Below are 21,868 nucleotides of genomic sequence, written 5' to 3'. Positions count from 1 at the left end.
TTAAAGTTTGCTTTTAAAACAATGTAACTTTAATTCTTCATTCTTCATTCTTCATTCTTCATTCCTAAAAATCTTATCAAATGCCGTGTGCAGCCACAGTCTTGTCTATACGACCTATCATGCCCTGAAGCACCTTGCCCGGTCCGCACTCTGTAAAGTCATCGGCTCCGTCGGCAATCATGTTCTGAACACACGCCGTCCAACGAACAGAACTTGTAAGCTGTGCTATAAGATTGCTCTTTATCTCGGCTGCATCCGTATGAGGCTTACCGTCTACATTCTGATATACCGGACACTTGGGCGCTGCAAACTCCGTTTTCTCTATCGCCGCCTCAAGCTCGTCTTTGGCAGGCTGCATGAGCGGAGAATGGAATGCACCGCCAACCTTCAGCGGCAGGGCACGCTTTGCACCGGCAGCCTTCAGTTTCTCGCAAGCTTCGTTAATCGCTTCGATGTTACCGCTTATCACCAACTGACCGGGACAGTTGTAGTTTGCAGGAACAACAACATGACCGTCTTTGTTCACTTCTGCACATATTTCCTCTACTTTCTCGTCTGCCAAACCTACAATTGCAGCCATAGTAGAAGGAGCCATTTCACATGCCTTCTGCATAGCCATGGCACGTGCATAAACAAGTTTCAGTCCGTCTTCAAAGCTCAGAGCACCTGCCGCAACAAGTGCGGAGAACTCTCCGAGAGAGTGTCCTGCCGTCATTTCCGGTTTAAAATCATCTCCCATGCACAATGCGCTGATTACACTATGCAGAAAAACTGCGGGCTGTGTAACCTTTGTCTGCTTCAACTCATCATCGGTTCCGGCAAACATAATATCGGTAATCCTGTAACCAAGAATATCGTTAGCTTTCTCAAAAAGTTCTTTTGCCAAAGGGTTATTGTCGTAGAGGTCTTTGCCCATACCTACAAACTGTGCTCCCTGTCCGGGAAAAACAAATGCTTTCATAATTCTTTTAAAAAGTTTACTATTAATGAATTAGGCTGCAAAGATAGCCTTTTTCCACAATACAGACAAGAAAAATCACGATTTTGGATTTGCAATCACATTATTTGATGTCATGATTGTTGCCGAACAAATCGTTTATCTCGCTTATCTCATCATCGTCAAACCACTTTTCAAGCTTCTCTTTCGCCTTTGTCTTCACATCTTCGGGCACATCTCCCCACACCTTATTCAATACATAGATAAGAACGGTGAGGTCGTCGCCAAGCCCTACAATGGGTATTGCATCGGGCACCACATCGAGCGGACTCACCAGATAACCGAGGGCACCCACTATTATAGCCTTGTCCTTTATGGATATCTTGTCGCTCTGCAAGGTGTAAAACAATATCAATGCGGCATAGACCAACTTTGCCCCTGCCCGCTTAGCAATCTTTGAAATCTTGTCCATAAACTCACCGCTGGTGAATTTACCGGAGTATGACATAAAATCAGGTAATTCCATTTATCTGTTTCTTTTAATTTATGATTAATGATGCAAAGATAATGCAAGCCGAATGCAATGAAACTTGTTTCAAATTGCTGAGGCGAAGCTTATCTTATACAAAGATAATGCAAATAGAGCGCAATCAAGCATGCTTGAAATTGCCGAGATACAACTTATCTTATGCAAAGATAATGCAAGCCGAACACAATGAAACCAGTTTCAAATTGCTGAGGCGCAACTTATCTTATGCAAAAATAAGCATTTTTCCCGAATTAAAAGTGTATTAAAGTTCCTTTAACAACACGTTTCTCTGCTCGTCGAGATAATCGGCGCGTGCGCGCAACACACGCGTCCATGCCACACGGTCGCAACCGGAAGTGTTAAGATTGAAGCTCCACTTTCCGTAAGCCTCCATACGGTCTATAAGCGCGCCCACCGTAAGGCGCTGCAAATCTTCCGCCGGCTGATATACGCTGTCTTCCCCTTTCTCGTCGCACGTCACCTCGCTTATCATGTGTATGCGTGTAAGATCATAAAGCAGATCCTGGGTTACGCGTATTGGTATGTTCGTTATCATACGCAGTTCGAGCGCCGTATACGGTTTCTCTCCTTTCTCAAAGCGCCGGCATATATGGCTCATAAGCATCACGCTCATCATCAGCCGATAGCGATGGCTTATCTCGTCGGTACCGGCACGGAATGCAAAGTCCTCAAAGTTCTGACTGGCATAGCACAGTTCGGCGCCAAACAGACATATTATCCACGATATCTGCACCCAAAGCATAAACAGGGGCAACGCCGCAAACGAACCGTATATGGCGTTGTAACTGCTAACCCATATCTGCGAATGTATGTAAAACAACTGCAAGCCCTGCATTGCCACACCGGCAAGTATACCCGGAAATAACGCACATCTGAACTTCACCTTCGTATTGGGCATGAAAACATAAAGCGCCACAAAGACCGCAGACATGAATACGTATGGCATAACCGCTATCAGACAGCGCATGACCGGTCCCAGAAGAGCGATGCGGTCTGTCTCGCCCGCTACCGTTGCCATGAAGATAGACAGTCCCGACGACACGACTATTATCACAGGAGCAAGCAAAAACATGCCCATATAATCGGTTATGGTGCGGAAAAGGCTACGCGGTTTCTTTACCTGCCATATATTATTGAACGCCTGTTCTATATTATATACAAGCATTATGACCGTCCAAAGCATCACTATAAGACCGATGCCGAGGAACACGCCGCTCTTGGTATGGACAAGATATGAATTGACAAAGCCCACTATGATGTCGGCTGCCTGCGGCTGACTCGACAACAGGTCACGAAACCACTCCTCTATATATTTGTTGTAACCGAAGCCTCTCGCCACGGCAAAGAGCACCGCCATAATCGGTACAATGGCAAGAAGTGTGGAATAAGTAAGATATCCGGCTGAGTCTATCATGCGTTTCGTCGTGAAACACTCTATGGCAAGAAGCAGTTTTCTTATCACTTCATAGACAATATACCGCACAGGCGACACGTCGTGTCTGTCCACTGTCCAGATACCAACCTTCAGAAAGTCAACCAGTCTTTTTATACGCTCGCCCATAAGCCTGTCGTTAAATGAAACTGACAAATAAAATGTCTATACATGCGAAAGACACATTATTCGCTTTACAATGGATATAAAGCAAAAAAAGAAAACAGCGCCCCTATAAGCCGGGTTCTGTTCCGCCGCTACCTCTCGGCAACCACGGCGGTGCCTGTCATTTATCTACTCCGCAAGTCACCCTGCGGCTCAAGCGTTCTACCCTCCATCGGAATAAGTCGGGCGGGTAACCCTCAGACGATGGTATACGCGAACTTGCAGCCTCCAGCCGGCACAGCCCGGCGATCGCCCGCCGACCGGTGGTCTCTTACACCACCTTCTCACCCTTACCACATTATTATATATGGCGGTTGTTTTCTTCTGCCGTCACCTACTGTCACCAATAGCTTCTATTTTCGGAAGTGGAGCACCCTGCGCTGCCCGGACTTTCCTCCTGTGTCTCTTACGTACACCGGCGACAAACCGTGGCACTGCGTTCTTTTTCTGTATGCAAAGGTAAATAAAAACGGCGTAACGGACAATCATAATATACATATTTTATATGCCTGCAACGTCTTTTTAATAATTATGCACGACAGACATTACGCCTGCCGTGCATAATCTTTAATGCAATCATTGCATATATGGATGAGCTTATCTTACTACAACCTTCCTGTTACCGCGTATGTATATTCCCTTGACAGGAGCAGCCACACGCCTTCCGCACAGGTCGTACACGGGTTCGTTGCCCTTTACGGCATCGGACACTGTGATCTTGTCTACAGCCGTTGTTCCTCCGAAATTGAACACAAGCGACTGGTTTGTAGCCGTTCCTTCAAAAACATAGTATGCCTTGTTGGCTGCCATGGTGCGGTCACTGAGCCAATAGAAGGCAACATGACCGTTCTTCTTGCTAAGAATATATATATTAGAGTTGGTTTCAGGGTTATACTCGGTATCACTGAAAGTCTTCTTTCCGAGCGTTCCGGCAAAGCCTGTCTCCTGCATGGTCTGTGCAAGAGCAGGACGCAGATATATAGTCTTCTCTGTTTTAACGTCTCCTTCTTTTCCCGACATGCTCAGAAGCACGGGCGTCTCGCGCGGAAGCACATTGTCCTTAAGCTCAAGCTCTTCAAGTCCCACCTGTGTTCCTTCTACATCCGAGAGCGATGTGCACTTATATGCTTTGACATCATCAGGCAATGTCACGGCAAACGGAAGTTTCAAAGTGGCATAGAAGTTATAGTCTTCTCCTTGATATACAGCCTTGCCGTCATCCGAACGCTCAAACTTAACGGGGAAACCGAAGTATGTCGGTTTGTCGAATGTTCCGTAATCACCGATTGTATTGGTATACTCTACTTCTTTAAGTTCAAAGTCGGTTGACCAGTATTTAGTGACGCCATTGTTTGTTATCGCCTCTCTTTTTGCAGTGTGGTCAAACCAGTTAATTTCTCCGTCGTCGGCTATCGCCACTACTCTGGATTTGTCGCTATCATATGCAAACTTCAATGCATATCCGCTCATAGCTACTCCGGTTTTATTGGAAGTTAGTGTCCAAGTCTTAACAAAGTCTTGGATTTCGAACTCCTTTTTATAATCGTCCGTACATGCAGGTATGTTTTCCTTTTTCTCACCTGTTGAATAATCTATAGCATTAGCTCTTCCCATGTAGCCGTCACCGTTGAGTGATGACAGATAGTATGTATTTGTGCCCGGATCTTTGGACACAACCCAATAATGGTTGTATGTCGGCGTTGTCGCTTCCTCTTCAGCATTTACAGCGAGATTAAGATCATTATTAAATAGATAGCGCTGTTGGTCCACTTTTTCATCCGCATCATACGACAGAACTTTAATAGTCAGCACCTTGCCTACCCATGGATCGTTATATTTGTAACCCGTTATATCTTCAAGAGCAAATGTTTTGAACACGATGTCATAACCGTAATTAAGCAGTGTCTCTTCATAAAGCAGAGCTATGTTTCCGTTGTTGTCGAGTGTCATGGAAGAATAGCATGATGATGTTGTGCTTACGGGGAATGCCGTCCAACCTGTTTTGAAATCCAATGGGGTGTCATAATCACTCTCTGCCGAAAGTTCTTTCCAATAGATACCCACGTATTCTCTCTCACTGCTCATCGCTGCCGAAAGTAATGCTACATAAATGTCTTTGCCGTCGCGCTTTGCAGGCACAATCATTATGTCGCCGTTGCATGATGCGGCGTATGTCTCGCCGGCAACCGACGTCTGTCCCGACCTTACAACCGATCCCCATATTCCGGCAGCAGTCCGTTGGTCTGTATATGTAAAGATGTTGAAGTCGCGTCCTGTATTTCCATTCACACAACAACAGAGAAGTACGTTGCCATTTGGCAACTCTTCTATCTTCGCCTCATCACCATTTGGTGCCGGGCGTGCACTTGTTCCTCCGAGGGCGTTCCATGTTTCTCCAAAGTCATCAGAATAAACGACAAGACTTCCAACGTTGGTGCACAACGCAGCATATATACGGTAATAATCTCCTACTTTTATCTTGCTGCTCTGACATATCTTGCCGCTTGTGAAGAATAGTCCTGTGACAGGAACTACAAAATTTTCACCATCGTTGTAACTGGTTGCATTTGCCACATCCCATATACCATAGACATCAGATGTTTTGTCAACAGATGTTGTCCATGTCTTTCCGTTATCTTCACTGTAAGAACGTCCTACACGTATTGCTTCATTAACATTAAGACTATAAGTATACGGAGAAAACCAAGAACCCCGCCCCTGACGGTTTATTTTTATCTTAGAATCTGAATACCCGATACTTCCCGATGCACACATCATCAGCATCTTTCCGCTTTCGCGGTCGCACACCACGGCAGCATCGCCATGGGCACGTGTAAATCCTGTTGTATTACTTCCGCTCAACGCTGTAAAGCTATTGCCCCATGTCGCACCATTGTCCGTACTTATCTTTCCGTATATATCAATACGCCCGGTGCCTATATCGCCGGTACCATACCTGTAATCAGAAAAAGCAACAAGACTACCGTTGTTGTCTTTTACTATTGCCGGTATACGGTAACGGGAGGAGCTATTTGTATCAAACACCTGCGCCATGCTGACACATGCCGTCACTGCCATAAGCAACATCAGAGATAAAAATCTTTTCATCTTTCCTTACCTTGTTTTATTTATAATATTTCTTTCCAACAACACCACACAACACATCACCACACGTCATACGTACTGTTCTCGTTGTCGTCCGTTTCGTCTTTGGTCTCATCCCAATCAAACAAGTCTTCCTTGCCCAAAGCCTCTTCACCCGATTGTCCGCCGCTACCGGTGACAATTCCAAGAACGTCTGTCTCCGCAAGAACTTCCACAATGTCCGTTCTCGGCTTTACATACTGTTTTCTATTCATTGTAATACACTTTAAATTGTAATACCACTACCCTCTGTCGTGATGTTTGTCCGTTTATTGTGTAAGAATGGAGAGGGCACAACACCATAGATGCTGCCCATCCTTTTGCATTTTAGCGAAAAGGACACCGCAGCCTCACGGCTCCGGTATCCGAAAAAATAGTATAATCAAGTAATTATTTCCAACAGCCACCCTCACGGGCGGCACACTGAGAATTACTGTAATGTATCACAACTCCGTGACCACGCGCCCTAACGACACGGCATGCCGAGCCAAACCACAAGCCACAGGCGGGAACCACGGCAGGCACCTCTGTGCAAGAGGTGACAGAAAACAGTATAAAAACATGATTGTCAGTGTTTTACAGATGTCAAGTCTTTGTGTTTTTGATGTGCTTTATATTGCCGGAAACCACAGGACAAGCCCGGACGACATGAAAAAATCCCGTTTAATATTTGCTGGTTTCAGTTATAATAAGTACTTTTGCAGCGATATTTTATTTTTGTGTTGCAGCTATTGCACAGAGGTGGCTGACGTAAATCCCCTTATTATTTTTTTGTTTGCACGCCTGACGGTGCTCCCGTCGAGTTCCCTTATATATGTCATCGTCACCCTTGGCGACGAATGACCCAGCGCCTGCGCTATGACATGCAGCGGAACGTTGCGGCGGTAGGCAAGGCTTGCCCACGTGTGGCGCGCGACGTATGACGTGAGCGGCAGGCACAGTCCCACATCGCGCGACAGCACTTTCAGAGCGGCATTATAACACTTCAGCAGCCGGGCGTAGCCTTTGCCGCCCGGAAACCGGTCGCCCGTGGGAACGGGAAAAACATAGTCCGCGTCGCCGCCGGCATATTTTCTCATTATCCTCTCCATGCACGGCTCTATGCCCACCGTCACCTCGCGACCCGTCTTGCGCCGTAAGTAGGTTATCGTCCCGTCCCTCACCCGGCTCTTGCGCAGCAGCATGGCATCGGCAAAGGGCATGCCCATGGCATAGAAGCAGAACATGAAGACATCGCGTGCCCACGACCGGACGGTGTCTTCCTCCACGTCGGCAATGCCGATGCGGCGCATCTCCGCCTCGCCGAGGGCGCGCTTGCGGGTCGGCACATTGCCCGTGAAGACGGCGGAGAAGGGACTGCAGCGCCTTATGCGGTGCTTTACGGCGGCGGCGTTGTACATGGCACGCAGCGAACGCATATAGCACGACGACGTGTTGAGGCTCACGCCGCGGGATGAAAGCCACTGCGAGTAGCGCGAGACAAGCTGCGGGGTCACCTCGCGAAGCGGGATGTCCGCACCGCCGAGAAACGCGGCGAACGAGCGGCGCGCCGTCATATAGTTGTCGCAGGTGCTCTGACGGCAACGGCGGCGCACGTGCTTCATCTCGCGGTCCATGAACTCGAGGAAGAGAGGTGTGCGCGGAGCGTCTCTCATCCCCTCCTTTCTCTTCCTTCGCGACGACGCCTTACGCCCGCCGATGGAAATCTTTAAACTGAATGTAAATCCTAATAACATAATATATAAGTAGATGTTTAAAATTAAACGTATATATATTATAACGGGTATTCCCTGCGGATTCGGATGCTCCATGGAGCATCCCTACACGGCACAGGCATCTGCATAAACAAACTTTCAAAGGCTTTCCCTATTATAAATTATGAATTATCAATTATTAATCATTTCCGCCTTTTTCCTTTCTTTTTGATTTTTCACAATCCCTGAATACTGCCATCTTTTGAAACTTTTACGCTCATCGGCGTAAAAACGGCAAGCATTGGTGTGCAGGTGCAACGCTCTGCATATCACGCGGTTATGCTTTATCACACGAAAATGTGCACAGCTCCGGATGCAAAACATGCCCTTTCAGGATGCAAAACACGGCATTTCAGCCCGCAATATGCGGCACTTTGGCATGCAAATGACGGCACTTTAGAGGCTAAAGTTACGCATTTTGCGACCTGAAACGGGCTACTTCGTATCCGAAACGGCGTTTTTTCACGTCTCACGCCTCCCCTTTCGCGTCCGTAAACGCCCGGAATGAAAGTTTTAGTCGACGGTTTTGCGATGTCAAAATGTCGCGAAATGCCCTTATATGGTGTCACTATGTATATAACATAAATTTAATGTATCTATATTATCGGTCATATATGATATGACAAACCACCACCGGAGGATGTGTCAAAATAGGCTATCACCCGCGAGTAGGGACATATGCTTGTATTTGTCCGTTTGTATAACAGTTTGACAACGTGTCTGTTACAGGCGGACAAATACAAGACGTGTTGTTGAACGAAGTGAAAAATATGTCCCTACATACAACAGATATTGAATTATGACACATCTCTCAGGTGTGGTTTGTATAATTCGACGAATTCGTTATATTAGGATTTACTTATCCGTAATCAGCACCGGTTACAAAGTATATACGCCCTGCATTACGGCTCTTTAAACGAATGTAAAAAACGGCTTGTTTCGCGCTAAGAGCCGTTAACAAGGGCGTTTTGAGTGTTAAAAGAGAACAAATATAAGATGTGTTTTATATGTTTGATAAAAAATGGGACTATATTTGCACGCAACAAAAAACGCGGGAAAACCGTGCCGAAAGGTACGGTCACGGCATATCTTGCCGTCCGGTACAAGAAAGATTATCAACAAAAACGAATAACAGCAACATGAAAAAATTATCAAACTATCTGGTTTATGCCATGTGCATAGTGGCAATAGCATTTTCTGCCGGCTCGTTCATGAAGGTTTACGCCTACAAGGCGCCGGCACCGGGACAGCCCGTAGACCTTACCTACGCCGCGGAGAAGGCTCTCCCCGCCGTGGTACACATCAAGTTTTTGCAAAACAGCAAGGTGCAGACCGTCGACGTACAGTCCAATCCTTTCGGCGATTTCTTCGATCCATTCGGCTTCTTCGGCAATCCGGGCGGCAACGGCGGCACGCAGAAACGCCAGATACAGACACCGAAAAGGCAGGGTGCCGGTTCGGGAGTGATAATATCTACCGACGGATATATAGTCACAAACAACCACGTGGTGGAAGGTGCCGACGAGCTTACCGTAACGCTGGACGACAACCGTGAGTTCTCTGCACGCATAGTGGGCACAGACAAGACCACCGACCTTGCACTCATAAAGATAGACGGCAAGAACCTGCCGACACTGACCATCGGCGACAGCGACAAACTGAAGGTGGGCGAATGGGTATTGGCAGTGGGTAACCCGTTCAACCTCAACTCAACCGTAACGGCGGGCATCGTAAGTGCCAAGGCGCGCTCATTGGGTGCCAACGGCGTGGAGTCGTTCATACAGACCGATGCCGCCATCAACTCGGGCAACTCCGGCGGTGCACTGGTAAACACCCAGGGAGAGCTTGTAGGCATCAACGCCATGCTATACTCACAGACAGGCAGTTACAGCGGATACGGCTTTGCCATTCCGACAACGATAATGAACAAGGTGGTGGCAGACCTCAAGCAGTATGGCACCGTACAGCGCGCGCTGCTGGGCATTGAAGGCTCTGATGTAAACAGATACATCGACGCAGAAAAAGAGAAGGGCAACGAGATAGACCTCGGAACAATGGAGGGTATATACATTGCCAAGGTGAGCGAAGAGGGTGCCGGAGCCGAAGCGGGTCTTGAGAAGGGCGACGTGATAACCGCCGTGGACGGAAAGAAGGTGAAGAAGATGGCAGAACTGCAGGAGTATATGGCAAACAAGCGCCCGGGCGACAAGATCACGATAACCTATCTGCACAACAAACGCAAGAAGGACGTGACCGTAACACTAAAGAATGCGCAGGGCAACACAAAGGTTGTGAAGAATGCCGACCTCGATGTGCTGGGCGGAAACTTCCGCGAGATAAACGCATCGGAAAAGCAGCAGCTGGGCATAAGCTTCGGTCTTGCAGTGATAAAGGTGAACAACGGTGCCCTTAAGGATGCCGGCATCAACCGCGGTTTCATAATACAGAAAGTCAACGATGCTCCGATGAAGACTATCGACGACTTGCAGGAAGCGGTGAAAGACGCATCGAAGAGCAAGGATCCGGTGCTCTACATACAGGGAATGTTCCCCACAGGCAAGAAGGCATACTTCGCCGTTCCGTTGCAGGAGGACTAAGGAGTATCCCACGGAACTAAGGTTTCAGGGATAAAAAAGACGAAAATATCATCCGCTTTGTGAGAACTTATTCTTGTATGTGTCTGTAAATATTATGTAAAAGAACATATTCTTTACATGACAAGACGCGGACATATACAAGTATAAGTCCCTACAAAGCGGATGAACGTTTTTATTCCGGTTCGTATTCCATTGCTTCCAACATACTCTAACTCGACAAAAAACAAATGAATTTGTTGTTTTGTTCTCGACTTATTCGTATATTTGACTTCGCCTTTGTCTTCGTCCAATATACTCCTGCTCGACAAAAAACAAATGAATTTGTTGTTTTGTTCTCGACTTATTCGTATATTTGCATCTACTTAAATCACATACTGAATGAGACAACTTAAAATAACACAATCCATCACAAACAGGGAAAGCGCCTCGCTCGACAAGTATCTTCAGGACATAGGACATGAGGAACTGCTCACAACCGACGAGGAAGTGGAACTTGCACAGAGGATAAAGAAAGGCGACCGCAAGGCTCTGGAAAAGCTTACAAAAGCCAACCTGCGCTTCGTTGTGTCTGTGGCGAAACAATATCAGAACCACGGACTGAGCCTTCCCGACCTCATCAACGAGGGCAACATGGGACTGATAAAGGCCGCCGAGAAGTTCGACGAGACCCGCGGCTTCAAGTTTATATCATACGCCGTGTGGTGGATAAGGCAAAGCATACTGCAGGCTATAGCCGAACAGAGCCGCATTGTAAGGATGCCGTTGAACCAAGTTGGCTCGGCAAGTAAGATAAACAGGGTGCTCAACGAGTTTGAACAGCAGCACGAACGCCGCCCGAGCATCGACGAGATAGCCGACAAGGTGGACATTCCGCACGACAAGATAGAAGACGCGATGAACATCAACACACGCCATATATCTGTGGACGCGCCTCTGTCCGACGGCGACACGAACAATCTGTTGGACGTATTGCAGAACGAAGACTCGCCCATGGCAGACAAAACGTTGGTGATGGAGTCGCTGAGAGATGAGATTAAACGGGCACTGCAAACACTGAATGAGCGCGAGCGAATGGTAACCGAGGCGTTCTTCGGCATAAACCAACCGGAAATGACACTCGAAGAAATAGGCGCAAGACACGGACTGACACGCGAAAGGGTAAGGCAGATAAAGGAGAAAGCGATAAGAAAACTGCGCAAGAACACAAAGAACAAGCTGCTGAAATCGTATCTCGGACAGTGAGAGGAGGGTTAACAGGAATACAAAGAAAGGAAGAAATACCGGTTCTGAGGCATGCGCTTTGACGGCAACTTCCCGTATAAGAACTCAACAACAACAGTAATATATGAAATTGTACAAGTATCTGTTTGCCGTAACGGCAGTAGTGGCAGCATTCGCCACAACCACTATTACGGCAAAAAACAAGTGTGTGCCAAAGGTATATGCTTTCGGATTTGCGGCATCGTTCAACGACTCTACCGTATATTTCACGGATATTCAGGAGATTGACAGCGTATGGATAAACGACAAGACAAAGTTTATGCTGGAACGCGAGAACTATTCGGGACAGTTGAAGACATATCTCAACGAAAACGGGAAGGAACACCGCACATGCGTGATATCATACGCCTTCAAGCGGAAAGACATCGACCGAAAGCACCGCAAGATGAGAGACAGGTATGTAAAGAGGGGCGGCTGTATCATCGAACATATTGCCGCAGACCAATTCCGCTTTCAGAGCATCGTGCCGCAGGTTGTGGAAGACGGTGTGGGGAAATGATATGTTTAAAGGTTGTGAGGTTTAAAGTTTCAGACCATGGACAGTCATGAAAAAGCGGACATCAACGATTTCTGTCTGGCGGATCTGCACCTTAGAATTGTCTTCAACGATACGGGCAAAAACAATATGGGGCTGATTTCGTCGTTCGAACCGTTTCGCGAGAAGCTTTCGGACGGCGAAAAGTTGTTTACAATCACCGTAGACGACGGGCTGCAGCCCATACACACAGACAAGGAACGCATAGGGCAGTTCGACACCGGCAACGGTGACACGATTGTAGACCTGCTTGCAGACGGGGGATACCAGTATATCATAAAGGACATCGAAGGGCGCAGCTGTTGCCTGTTGCAGACAGACCGCAGCTTCAGCAACTGCCGGTGTGCGCTCAACGGCAACACCAACATGAGGAGTTTCGGGCTGAACAACGCCTTGATGATAACCTTCGCGTTTGCCGGTTGCCGCTTCAATGCGTTGCTCATCCACGCCTCATTGGTACGTAACAACGGGCGCGGATATGCTTTCATTGCAAAGAGCGGCACGGGCAAGAGTACACACGTGAGCCTGTGGCTGCGCCACATACCGGGCTGCGACCTCATGAACGACGACAACCCGATAGTGAGGACTATCGACGGACAGACGTTTATCTACGGCAGTCCGTGGAGCGGAAAGACTCCCTGTTACCGCAATGTAAAGGCTCCGCTGGGCGCCATTACGCGCATAGACAGGGCAAAGGAAAACAGCATAGAGCGGCTTTCGCCCACAAAGGCGTTTGCATCAGTGATGCCATCGTGCTCTACAATGAAATGGAGCAAGGACATTTTTGACAATGTCTGCAACAATATAACAAAGATTATCGAGACAACCGGCATGTACACTCTTCACTGTCTGCCGGACAAAGACGCTGCAGTTTTATGCCACAAGACAATATCGCAATAGTTGAAAAGCAGTTTCCCAACGACAAGTTCCTGCCCGAAGTGGTGCGTCTGCTCGACGAGGGGTACACCGTAACCCTGCGTCTCAAGGGCTACAGCATGCGCCCTTTTCTTGAAAACAACCGCGACAAGGCACTGCTTGTAAAGGCAAGGGACATAAAGAAGGGAGACCCGGTGCTGGCTGAGATATCGCCGGGGCACTATGTGTTGCACCGCATTGTGGACATATCCGGCGGCACGGTGACACTGCTTGGAGACGGCAATCTGACGGTGGAGAAGTGCCGAACGGAGGACGTCAAAGGCTCAGTGACAGGTTTTTACAGAAAAGGACGCGATGTAATGGATCGCACCGACGGCATGAAATGGCGCATATATTCATACGTATGGACACGTCTGCGACCTGTGCGCAGATATCTTCTGGCTTTCTACCGGAGGATATGGATGAAGGTTTTCGGTGGCGCGAAATGACATGCGGCATAAGGATTGAAAAGAAAAACAATAAACATAATACATACAATGAGAACAAAAAAAGGGTTTAACCTGCGCACCGTGTGCGGCGAGAACATTATCGTTGCCGAGGGAAAAGAGAACATCGATTTCAGCAACATAATAAGCATGAACGAGTCGTCGGCATACTTGTGGAAAGAAGTTACAGGCAGGGAGTTCACATGCGAGGAACTTGCGGAACTGCTGACAAGGGAATATAATGTGGAAAAAGAAACGGCATTGAAGGATGTAACGGCACTTACCGAAGAATGGAAGAAAATCGGAATAATAGAATGATACGGCGATGCCGGTCGGGATGCAAGGCATCCGACTGTCATTAATCCGCCTTCAACAAACGTCAAGACACGGAAAAACCGGACTGTTTACACTCATGATTAATAATCATAACAGTCCGGTTTTTCCGTGTCTTGACGTATATAAAAAGGATTTCTACGTCCTTATCGTTACTCTACCGTAACCTTCAGAGGCGTGCGGAGCGCATCTATTGTCTCCGATGCACGCAATTTCCATTCGTTGAACGTGCGCACGTCGTTCTTGCTCCATGCCGAGCCGAAATAATATACGAACCTTTCACCGGGCTTATACTCGGTAACTCCCACTGCATGACCCGCCGCTCCGTCTACAGGAACAGCATCGGCAACACGCTGAGTGGCAACGTTTCCGTATGGGAAAAGGGCGCCTACGTATATCTGGAAGTTCTGCTTAGCAGGATTGTCCGTCGGGTCGGCATACAACACCATATCCTTGCCGAGCACTACACTCTCTGTGTCTTCACTGTGAATAACCACGCCGGCAGCCAGTTTACGGGGCTGTGTCAGACCGTCGAACCACACCTCCATACGGTTAAAGTTGCTTCCCTTGTCAAGGCTCAGCAAACGATTCTCAACCACATTGGCATCCTTTCCTATCTTTGCAGGATTGTAAACCAGCTTCACCGTAAAGCGGAGCGGACCGTTATCGAGTATCTCGTATGTCTTGTAACAGTACGGAAGGATTAATCCGTTGTCGTCCATAAGAGCCGGAGCGCCGCCTCCCAGTGTCGGACCGACCTTGTAGCAGTCCAGTCCGTAACCGTGGTCATAATGGTAAGTCGTCGCCTGTGTCATCTCAAGAGCTTCTCTGTCCTTACCTGCTTTCTTCAGTTCCTGTATCTTGTGGTGGTTTGACAGCTCGGTGACATACCGCTTGTCAACCTCAAGGTCGGGAGTGTTCTTCACCCATACGTCCACTCCGAATGCCCTTTCGCCCGAGCGCTGAAGTGCCGGTCCGTACACACGATAGGCAGTACGGTCGTTCTCCCATGCCACATCGTCCACACGTTCGGGATACTGTTTGCCGCATACAAATGTCTTCATCGGCTTCGGTGTGCCCTTTGTTATGGTAAATACCGCCGTTCCCATGGGGCGCACGGCAGCGTCAACGAGTATCTTACCGTCGTATGTAACCTGTGCTGCAACCTCCTGTCCCAACGCATTCCTTACGATAAAAGGCTCGCCTTTGCCTATTCCGAGCGTCTTGTAAACACTTGCGGCGTCTACCTCCACAAGTTCCTGACGCTGCACATCGGCATTGTTCTTCACTGTAATCGTAACGTCCTTTGCTTCTGTTTGCTGTGCAAAAAGCATCATACAGAAAGTCGTTACGGCAATAAATCCAAATGTTTTCATTTCCTTTAGTATAATTGTTATTCTGTTCTTTTCTTTAAAATTTCAGTAGTTTTGCAACTCATTGCATACCCATTATCTCTTCATCTTGTCCTTGAAGAACTCCGCTATCTGCCGCAACAGATGCGTGCGGGTCTTTCCTCCATAGATGCTATGATTGCGGTTGGTATACACATTCATCTTGAAATCCTTGTCAGCCTGCACAAGTGCCTCGGTGTATTCATACAGGTTCTGCGGATGTACATTGTCGTCTGCCAGTCCGTGACACAGCAACAGTTCGCCGCTGAGCCTGTCCGCACGGTTTATCGGATTGTCGTCATATCCCTGAGGGTTCTCGTTTGGCGTGCGCATAAAGCGCTCGGTGTATACCGTGTCGTAAAAGCGCCAGTCGGTGGGAGGCGCAACAGCCACTCCCGCCTTGAACACCTTGCGTCCCTCGCTCATGCTCATCAGCGTGTTGAATCCGCCGTAGCTCCAACCCCATATTCCAATATTGTCTTTGTCCACGTATGGCAACGAACCGAGATAGAGCGCCGTTTCGACCTGGTCTTTCGACTCTTTGTCGCCCAGACTGAGATACGTACACTTCTCAAACTCGGATCCTCTGCCGCCCGTTCCTCTGCCGTCTACACACACAACGATAAATCCCTGCTCGGTAAGATAAGCATCATAAAGGGCGCCCTGCCCCATCGAACCCAGGTTCCATGAGTTAACAACCTGCTGGCTGCCCGGTCCGCTGTACTGCCACATGATGACGGGATACTTCTTTCCGGCGTCAAAACCGGCGGGTTTTATCATCACACCGTTAAGTTTCACGCCCTCCGAGGTGGTGAAAGAGAACATCTCTTTATGGGGCAAGCTATATGCCGAGAGCTTGTTTTTCAGTGCACCGTTGTCCTCGAGCTGCGCCAGTTTCTTGCCCGAATTGCTGCAAACGGTATATTCAAACGGTGTGTTCATGTCGCTCCACTGGTTGATGAAGTACTTGCATCCGGTACTGAACACGGCATTATTCCAGCCCTCGCGCGGCGTGAGACACTCTGTCTTGCCGTTTTTACGCGTGACATACACCTCGCGGTTCATCGGACTTCTGCCTGCCGCCTGATAATAAACGTCGCCCGTCTTCTCGTCAAATCCGTAGAGGGCAGTGACATCACGGTTGCCCGTTGTCAGTCTTCGCTGCAACTGTCCGTTGATGCCATAAAGATAAAGCTGCACATATCCGTCCCTGTCGCTCGGCACAAGGATATTGTTTCCGACAATGCGTATGCCCTCCATTGCCTCTTCCTTCACATATTTAGGCACGCTCTCTTTTATGAGCAGGCGGCTGACGGTGCTCTTGGGATTGACAGAATACAGACACAATACATCCTGATGACGGTTCATCGTATATACTATTATGTTCTGCGCATCGCCCGTAGGCTTTATTCGGGGTATGTATCCGTCGGCATCCACAGGCACCTGCAGCTTGCGTGTCTGCTTGGACAGAATGTCAAAACTGTGCACGGAGACGGTTGAGTTCTGCTGTCCCGCCTTGGGATACTTATAAGAATACTCTCCGGGATACACCGAATACTCATCGCGTGCGGGCTTCATGCCCTTGAACATCTGGAGCGAATATACCGGAACCTTGGTCTCGTCATAGCGTATCCAGCACAGCACGGTGCCGTCGGCATTGAACGTAAGGGCGGTGTTGAAACCGAACTCTTCTTCGTTCACCCAGTCGGGGATTCCGTTTATCACCTCGTTTTTCTTTCCGTCTTTAGTCACTCTGCTCTCCGCATTGCCATAGAGCAGCTTGACAAGGTATATGTCGTTGTCGCGTACAAACGCCACGAGATTGCCGTCGGGCGACCATACCGGCGACTGCTGCGGTCCGTAGTCGGACAGGCGTTCAAGCTTGCGCGTACCTATATTATATATATAATAGACGGCGGTGAACGAACGGCGGTATATGCGCACGGTGTTGGTCTGTATAAGCATCTTGGTTCCGTCGGGACTCATGATGAAGTTGTCGAAACTCTCTATCTTCTCTCCCACGGTGTTGTCGGCATCGAACAGCACTCCCGTCTGCTGTCCCGTGCGGAACGAGTGGCACACAATCTTCTTTCCGTTGGAGTCGATACAGGCATAGCTGTCGCCGTCGGGCAGCGGAGTAACGGCACTGATATACGTGGCACGAAGCTTTCCGCCCGTTACATCTTCAAGTCTGATGTTGTCGGCAGAGGCTATATTCGCCATGCCCATGACAAATGAAACACACATTATAAATAGTCTTTTCATTGCTTTTATTGTTGTTTAGTGCCACAAAGATAGTTTTTTTTGGTTATATTTGCAATGCCCGTTGGTAATTTATAATTGATAATTTATAATTAATAATGGTGTAAAAGGGCAAAGCAGCCACCCGACCGTGCATGACCTGCAACGACACGCGGCATTACGGCTGCAACAATATTGCCATTTACAACAAGCTGTTTGAAAGATGAACGACAACAACACACCATACAATGACTTCGGCACATGGCTCCGCTCGCAGTTCCCGTTCCGTGTGCAGAAGATATCGATAAACGCCGGTCTGTCGTGCCCCAACCGCGACGGAAGCATAGGGCGCGGAGGCTGCATATACTGCGACAACCGCACCTTCAACCCGTCATACTGTGACACGGGGCGCTCCATACGCAGCCAGATAGAAGCGGGCAAAGAGTTTTTCGCACGCAAATATCCCGACATGAAATATCTGGCATATTTCCAGGCTTATACTAATACATACGGAAGTGTGGAGCGTTTGAAACGCATGTACGAGGAGGCACTCGACACGGAAGATGTGGTGGGGATAGTGATTGGCACACGCCCCGACTGCATGCCCGACAAGTTGCTCGACTATCTGGAAGAGCTTAACCGCCGGACGTTCATGATTGTGGAATACGGGATAGAGTCGGCAAACGACGAAACGCTGCGCCGCATAAACCGCGGGCACACATTCGAGTGTGCATGCCGCACGATAGAACGAACCGTGGAGCGCGGCATAACGACGGGAGGGCACATCATCATCGGACTGCCGGGAGAAGATGCGGAGGAGAGTCTGAGGCAGGCACCGCTGATATCTGCCACAAAACTGAACATACTGAAGATACATCAGATGCAGATAATACGCGGAACAAGACTTGCAGAGGTATACGCCGCGCATCCTTTCCACACGTACACGGCAGAAGAATACATAAGTCTGATAACCCGATACATACAACACCTGCGCAAAGACATGGTGCTGGAACGCTTTGTGTCGCAGTCGCCGAAAGAGCTTCTTATCGCCCCTGACTGGGGACTTAAGAACCACGAGTTTGCCAATCTGCTTGCCAACCACCTCAAGAAAACAGGGGCACGGCAAGGTAGTATGTGCCCATAGCCGGACTGATACGACCAATATCGAATACCTGTTTATACAAAATACCGGATGTATCACCGTGCAGACAAAAAATATGACAAACCATTATCTGCATCGGAAGATATCATCCGGCATACATTTACCATGACAGACGGCACTCTGACATGCCGCCCCACTGTCTAAATCTTAATATCTTTCTTCATTTCCCTGTAGTCGGTATTCTTCAGCAACGTCTCTATGGGCATGGACTTGTACTTGGACATATAATTGTCTACAATCTGCACATAGCGTGTGTCAAAGAATTTCTTCTCAAGCACAAGGTTGCACACCCACTGCATCTTGCCCATGTGCAGGTCGCGGTCTATCTGCTGACGTGTCTCCGAGTCGGACAGCGGATATAGACTGAGAAGATAAAAGTTAAGACAGTCCGGCACGATGTTGTCGCGCGTCATTGTCTTACGGTGCTCTGCATCGTAGTATTTCTTATACAGCGAATAGTTCTCGCCAAGATACTTGTCGAGACAAATGCCGATGGTATTGTTACCTATCACGATACTCTGGTCGAGAGCGCCTATTTGTGCATACACATCGGGCACCGACACAGTGGGCAGGAACATGCGCAGGCGTGCAAAAGCATCGCACAACCCGGTATTGACATCATCCATATTGGCATATTGCAGTTCGGCATCTGAAATAAGCCTCTGCAAAACAGAGTCCTGATAGAACGTAAGAAAACGCTTGTTTATCTTAGGATCGCTCACATCGCCTATTCTCAACACATCTTCTATCAGTGTGCGCGTCTCCATGGGATAGTCGGTGTTCATCTGCTGCAAGGCAGAAAAGTCTCCGGTGGTAAGATATTGGCTCTCAAGACGGTCATAGCGCACCACTTCCACCAAAGCCTTATCGTCATCCTCAAATGCTTTCAGACTGAGTTTACAACCGGAAAACAGTAACGGAACCATCAATAGCAATAAACAGTTTCTTTTCACTTCTTTGAATGATTACAGTTTAACATACGGCAAAAATACTAAAAATATATTATACGACCTAATATTTTGGTTAAAAATATCAAACAAATGTATTTTAATGTCTATTTTGGATTAAACAAAAAAGGTTTATACGACACCAACGTACAACCCATGTGCACCCGAAAGGACATCTTTCGCAATGCAAGAGGTGCCCTTTTAGAGCCTGAAAGGCGGCATATCGGAGGCTGAAAGGTGCCCTTTTAGAAAGTAAAAGGTATCATCTTGATTTTCAAGACGTTACATAACGGCTGTAAAACGGGGTGCGATGAGAGGAAATCAAGACAAGGAGATATGGGAAAGATAAGGGAAGATATGTGGCTTGCGCCACGTAAGATAAAGGACTGATGAATAAGGAGATAGAGGAAGATAGAAGGAGATACGTGGCTGCGCCACAGAAGATAAAGGACAATAGCTTTGAAATAAGCAACAGGACATTTGTCTTCTATCTCCCTCTATCTTCTTTTATCTCCTCTTATCTCCTTATGCCTCCTCCCCTTATCTCCTTATTTTAACATCTACAACCATGCACGTTGGCATTTTTTATGACAAGCCTTATATTGCATCCACATTAATTATCACAATATGGAAACATTAAGAACAAGGTTGAAAACATGCTCCGGCAACAGAACGGAGGGAATTGTGTGTTACAAAATCATGCACAACAACACGTCGGGAACAATAAGAACATCATACAGGATACGTACCGACGAATGGGACCGACGTACAGAAATGCCGCGCGCGACAACGCACAACAATGAAAGAACGGAATATATAAACCGTGTGAGGAAAAGCATCGAAACAGACATAAAGCTTATCGGAAGCATAATGCAACAGCTGGACAAGATGGGAAAGGGATTCGGGGCAGACGACATAGTGAGCATGTTCCGCAACAGCAACGACGAGCACTGCATATACGGACTTATGAACGCCACAGCAAACAGTCTGCAACGCGCCGGACGCACGCGCACCGCAGAGACATACCTGTCTGCAATGCGCAGTTTCATGAGATTTGCCGGCAACCGCAAAATACTGCCGGGCGAAATAGACAACAACATGATGATGCAATACGAGACATACCTCAAGTCGAAAGGCGTCTGCCGCAACACAAGCTCGTTCTACATGCGCATACTGCGGGCGACATACAACAGAGCCGTGGAAAAAGGGCTTGTCAAAAAGCAGCATCCCTTCAAACGGGTATACACCGGAGTGGAGAAGACAATGAAAAGGGCTGTGACAATGCAGACCATAAGGCGCATAAAGAATGTGGAACTGCCGGACGAGCCTTCGCTGAAACTGGCACGCGACATGTTTATGTTCAGTTTCTACACACGCGGAATGTCATTCATCGACATGGCTTTTCTGAGAAAAGACGACCTTAAGAACGGTCTTCTGTCGTATAGAAGACGTAAGACCGGACAGCGTCTTTACATAAAATGGGAACAGTGCATGCAGGACATCGTCGACATGTATCCGTCAAACACCAACGGATATATGCTGCCCATAATAACAGAAAAGACGGATGTCACAAGACAATACCGGAACGTACAGCACCTTATAAACAACAAACTGAAACAAATCATGACGGCAACGGGATGCGAACAGCCGCTGACAATGTATGTGGCGCGCCACTCATGGGCGTCGATTGCACACAGCAGGCACATCCCACTGTCGGTGATATGTGAGTGTATGGGGCATGACTCGGAAGCGACAACACGAATATATCTTGCATCACTCGACACTTCGGAAACGGACAAAGCAAACAAAAAGATATTGGACGAATTACAGAATAGTGATGGATTATTCACTGTATTTAAATTATTTTTAATAACTTTGCACCCGTCGATACATCTCTTATCAAGAGACGGACAATCAGGAGGTACGAATTTTCAGCTTGGATCCAGGCATGAAATCGGTTTTCCGAGAGTTTTTAATAAAAAAGAACAAATACGGATATTACTTCCCGTGCTGTGAATGATGTCCCAAACGTCATACG

Annotated in this window: 18 protein-coding genes and 1 other RNA gene; 9 read left to right on the top strand and 10 right to left on the bottom strand. The window is 47.9% G+C overall.

The genetic code is table 11. The features are described from left to right. Window positions 1-76 precede the first annotated feature (76 nt). The 7 genes from fabD to HPS54_RS08595 all read right to left on the bottom strand — a co-directional run bounded on the left by fabD (window position 77) and on the right by HPS54_RS08595 (window position 7,964). A complete protein-coding gene (gene fabD / locus HPS54_RS08625; protein WP_172345039.1) occupies window positions 77-961 on the bottom strand; it encodes an ACP S-malonyltransferase in 885 nt (294 codons plus the stop codon). Window positions 962-1,061: 100 nt separating this feature from the next. Next, window positions 1,062-1,463, bottom strand: a complete 402-nt coding sequence (locus HPS54_RS08620; protein WP_172345038.1) for a YkvA family protein — start codon at window positions 1,461-1,463, stop codon at window positions 1,062-1,064. A gap of 265 nt (window positions 1,464-1,728) precedes the next feature. After that, a complete protein-coding gene (locus HPS54_RS08615) occupies window positions 1,729-3,048 on the bottom strand; it encodes a YihY/virulence factor BrkB family protein (RefSeq protein WP_172345049.1) in 1,320 nt (439 codons plus the stop codon). A gap of 90 nt (window positions 3,049-3,138) precedes the next feature. After that, an RNA gene (gene rnpB / locus HPS54_RS08610) (RNase P RNA component class A) lies at window positions 3,139-3,522 on the bottom strand. A gap of 159 nt (window positions 3,523-3,681) precedes the next feature. After that, the gene (locus HPS54_RS08605; protein ID WP_172345037.1) at window positions 3,682-6,192 is read right to left on the bottom strand and encodes a sialidase family protein; all 2,511 of its coding nucleotides are present in this window, start codon (window positions 6,190-6,192) and stop codon (window positions 3,682-3,684) included. 56 nt (window positions 6,193-6,248) lie between these two features. Continuing rightward, the gene (locus HPS54_RS08600) at window positions 6,249-6,443 is read right to left on the bottom strand and encodes a hypothetical protein (RefSeq protein WP_172345036.1); all 195 of its coding nucleotides are present in this window, start codon (window positions 6,441-6,443) and stop codon (window positions 6,249-6,251) included. Between the two features lie 513 nt (window positions 6,444-6,956). Continuing rightward, window positions 6,957-7,964: a tyrosine-type recombinase/integrase gene (locus tag HPS54_RS08595; protein WP_172345035.1), complete on the bottom strand. Its 1,008-nt coding sequence runs from the start codon at window positions 7,962-7,964 to the stop codon at window positions 6,957-6,959. A gap of 1,157 nt (window positions 7,965-9,121) precedes the next feature. Here HPS54_RS08595 and HPS54_RS08590 point away from each other — a divergent pair. From HPS54_RS08590 to HPS54_RS08565, 6 genes are all read left to right on the top strand, one after another. Further along, window positions 9,122-10,579, top strand: coding sequence for a Do family serine endopeptidase (locus HPS54_RS08590; RefSeq protein WP_172345034.1), 1,458 nt, complete (start codon window positions 9,122-9,124; stop codon window positions 10,577-10,579). 378 nt (window positions 10,580-10,957) lie between these two features. Further along, on the top strand, window positions 10,958-11,821 hold the full coding sequence (locus HPS54_RS08585) for a sigma-70 family RNA polymerase sigma factor (RefSeq protein WP_172345033.1): 864 nt from the start codon (window positions 10,958-10,960) through the stop codon (window positions 11,819-11,821). Window positions 11,822-11,924: 103 nt separating this feature from the next. Next, complete coding sequence (locus HPS54_RS08580) at window positions 11,925-12,359, top strand: hypothetical protein (protein ID WP_216653058.1); 435 nt, start codon at window positions 11,925-11,927, stop codon at window positions 12,357-12,359. Window positions 12,360-12,395: 36 nt separating this feature from the next. After that, the gene (locus HPS54_RS08575) at window positions 12,396-13,295 is read left to right on the top strand and encodes a hypothetical protein (RefSeq protein WP_172345032.1); all 900 of its coding nucleotides are present in this window, start codon (window positions 12,396-12,398) and stop codon (window positions 13,293-13,295) included. Beyond that, window positions 13,271-13,759, top strand: a complete 489-nt coding sequence (locus HPS54_RS08570) for a S24/S26 family peptidase (protein WP_172345031.1) — start codon at window positions 13,271-13,273, stop codon at window positions 13,757-13,759. The genes HPS54_RS08575 and HPS54_RS08570 overlap by 25 nt, the downstream gene beginning before the upstream one ends. 48 nt (window positions 13,760-13,807) lie before the next feature. Beyond that, entirely contained in the window at window positions 13,808-14,074 is a 267-nt protein-coding gene (locus HPS54_RS08565) for a PqqD family protein (protein ID WP_172345030.1), read from the top strand. 167 nt (window positions 14,075-14,241) lie between these two features. Here the strand turns inward: HPS54_RS08565 and HPS54_RS08560 are convergent, their stop codons facing one another. After that, window positions 14,242-15,465, bottom strand: coding sequence for a DUF4861 domain-containing protein (locus HPS54_RS08560; RefSeq protein ID WP_253951976.1), 1,224 nt, complete (start codon window positions 15,463-15,465; stop codon window positions 14,242-14,244). Between the two features lie 72 nt (window positions 15,466-15,537). Next, entirely contained in the window at window positions 15,538-17,745 is a 2,208-nt protein-coding gene (locus tag HPS54_RS08555) for a S9 family peptidase (RefSeq protein ID WP_172345029.1), read from the bottom strand. 199 nt (window positions 17,746-17,944) lie between these two features. On the opposite strand from HPS54_RS08555, the gene mnmL reads away from it, so the two are divergent. Next, window positions 17,945-18,865 carry a tRNA modification radical SAM protein MnmL/YtqA gene (mnmL, locus tag HPS54_RS08550; protein ID WP_172345028.1) on the top strand — a complete coding sequence of 307 codons (921 nt, stop codon included), beginning with the start codon at window positions 17,945-17,947 and terminating at the stop codon, window positions 18,863-18,865. Between the two features lie 158 nt (window positions 18,866-19,023). Here mnmL and HPS54_RS08545 read toward each other — a convergent pair whose 3' ends face one another. Beyond that, window positions 19,024-19,836 (bottom strand): gliding motility protein GldB-related protein, encoded by an 813-nt coding sequence (locus tag HPS54_RS08545; RefSeq protein WP_172345027.1) that lies wholly within the window; start codon window positions 19,834-19,836, stop codon window positions 19,024-19,026. A 383-nt stretch (window positions 19,837-20,219) separates the two neighbouring features. Between HPS54_RS08545 and HPS54_RS08540 the strand changes: the two genes are divergently transcribed. Next, window positions 20,220-20,387 carry a hypothetical protein gene (locus tag HPS54_RS08540; RefSeq protein ID WP_172345026.1) on the top strand — a complete coding sequence of 56 codons (168 nt, stop codon included), beginning with the start codon at window positions 20,220-20,222 and terminating at the stop codon, window positions 20,385-20,387. A gap of 70 nt (window positions 20,388-20,457) precedes the next feature. Continuing rightward, complete coding sequence (locus HPS54_RS08535) at window positions 20,458-21,846, top strand: tyrosine-type recombinase/integrase (RefSeq protein ID WP_172345025.1); 1,389 nt, start codon at window positions 20,458-20,460, stop codon at window positions 21,844-21,846. The last annotated feature ends 22 nt before the right edge of the window (window positions 21,847-21,868 follow it).

This window comes from Xylanibacter caecicola, from assembly GCF_013166515.1.
GTDB lineage: Bacteria > Bacteroidota > Bacteroidia > Bacteroidales > Bacteroidaceae > Prevotella > Prevotella caecicola.
The sequence above is the reverse complement of the archived record's forward strand: the minus strand, read 5'-3'. Positions and strand labels throughout refer to the sequence as shown.

Excerpts from the sequence above, each read along its gene's own strand:
- fabD (WP_172345039.1), bottom strand. The coding sequence starts at position 961 with ATGAAAGCATTTGTTTTTCCCGGACAGGGAGCACAGTTTGTAGGTATG.
- HPS54_RS08620 (WP_172345038.1), bottom strand. The coding sequence starts at position 1,463 with ATGGAATTACCTGATTTTATGTCATACTCCGGTAAATTCACCAGCGGT.
- HPS54_RS08615 (WP_172345049.1), bottom strand. The coding sequence starts at position 3,048 with ATGGGCGAGCGTATAAAAAGACTGGTTGACTTTCTGAAGGTTGGTATC.
- HPS54_RS08605 (WP_172345037.1), bottom strand. The coding sequence starts at position 6,192 with ATGAAAAGATTTTTATCTCTGATGTTGCTTATGGCAGTGACGGCATGT.
- HPS54_RS08600 (WP_172345036.1), bottom strand. The coding sequence starts at position 6,443 with ATGAATAGAAAACAGTATGTAAAGCCGAGAACGGACATTGTGGAAGTT.
- HPS54_RS08595 (WP_172345035.1), bottom strand. The coding sequence starts at position 7,964 with ATGTTATTAGGATTTACATTCAGTTTAAAGATTTCCATCGGCGGGCGT.
- HPS54_RS08590 (WP_172345034.1), top strand. The coding sequence starts at position 9,122 with ATGAAAAAATTATCAAACTATCTGGTTTATGCCATGTGCATAGTGGCA.
- HPS54_RS08585 (WP_172345033.1), top strand. The coding sequence starts at position 10,958 with ATGAGACAACTTAAAATAACACAATCCATCACAAACAGGGAAAGCGCC.
- HPS54_RS08580 (WP_216653058.1), top strand. The coding sequence starts at position 11,925 with ATGAAATTGTACAAGTATCTGTTTGCCGTAACGGCAGTAGTGGCAGCA.
- HPS54_RS08575 (WP_172345032.1), top strand. The coding sequence starts at position 12,396 with ATGGACAGTCATGAAAAAGCGGACATCAACGATTTCTGTCTGGCGGAT.
- HPS54_RS08570 (WP_172345031.1), top strand. The coding sequence starts at position 13,271 with ATGCCACAAGACAATATCGCAATAGTTGAAAAGCAGTTTCCCAACGAC.
- HPS54_RS08565 (WP_172345030.1), top strand. The coding sequence starts at position 13,808 with ATGAGAACAAAAAAAGGGTTTAACCTGCGCACCGTGTGCGGCGAGAAC.
- HPS54_RS08560 (WP_253951976.1), bottom strand. The coding sequence starts at position 15,465 with ATGAAAACATTTGGATTTATTGCCGTAACGACTTTCTGTATGATGCTT.
- HPS54_RS08555 (WP_172345029.1), bottom strand. The coding sequence starts at position 17,745 with ATGAAAAGACTATTTATAATGTGTGTTTCATTTGTCATGGGCATGGCG.
- mnmL (WP_172345028.1), top strand. The coding sequence starts at position 17,945 with ATGAACGACAACAACACACCATACAATGACTTCGGCACATGGCTCCGC.
- HPS54_RS08540 (WP_172345026.1), top strand. The coding sequence starts at position 20,220 with ATGAATAAGGAGATAGAGGAAGATAGAAGGAGATACGTGGCTGCGCCA.
- HPS54_RS08535 (WP_172345025.1), top strand. The coding sequence starts at position 20,458 with ATGGAAACATTAAGAACAAGGTTGAAAACATGCTCCGGCAACAGAACG.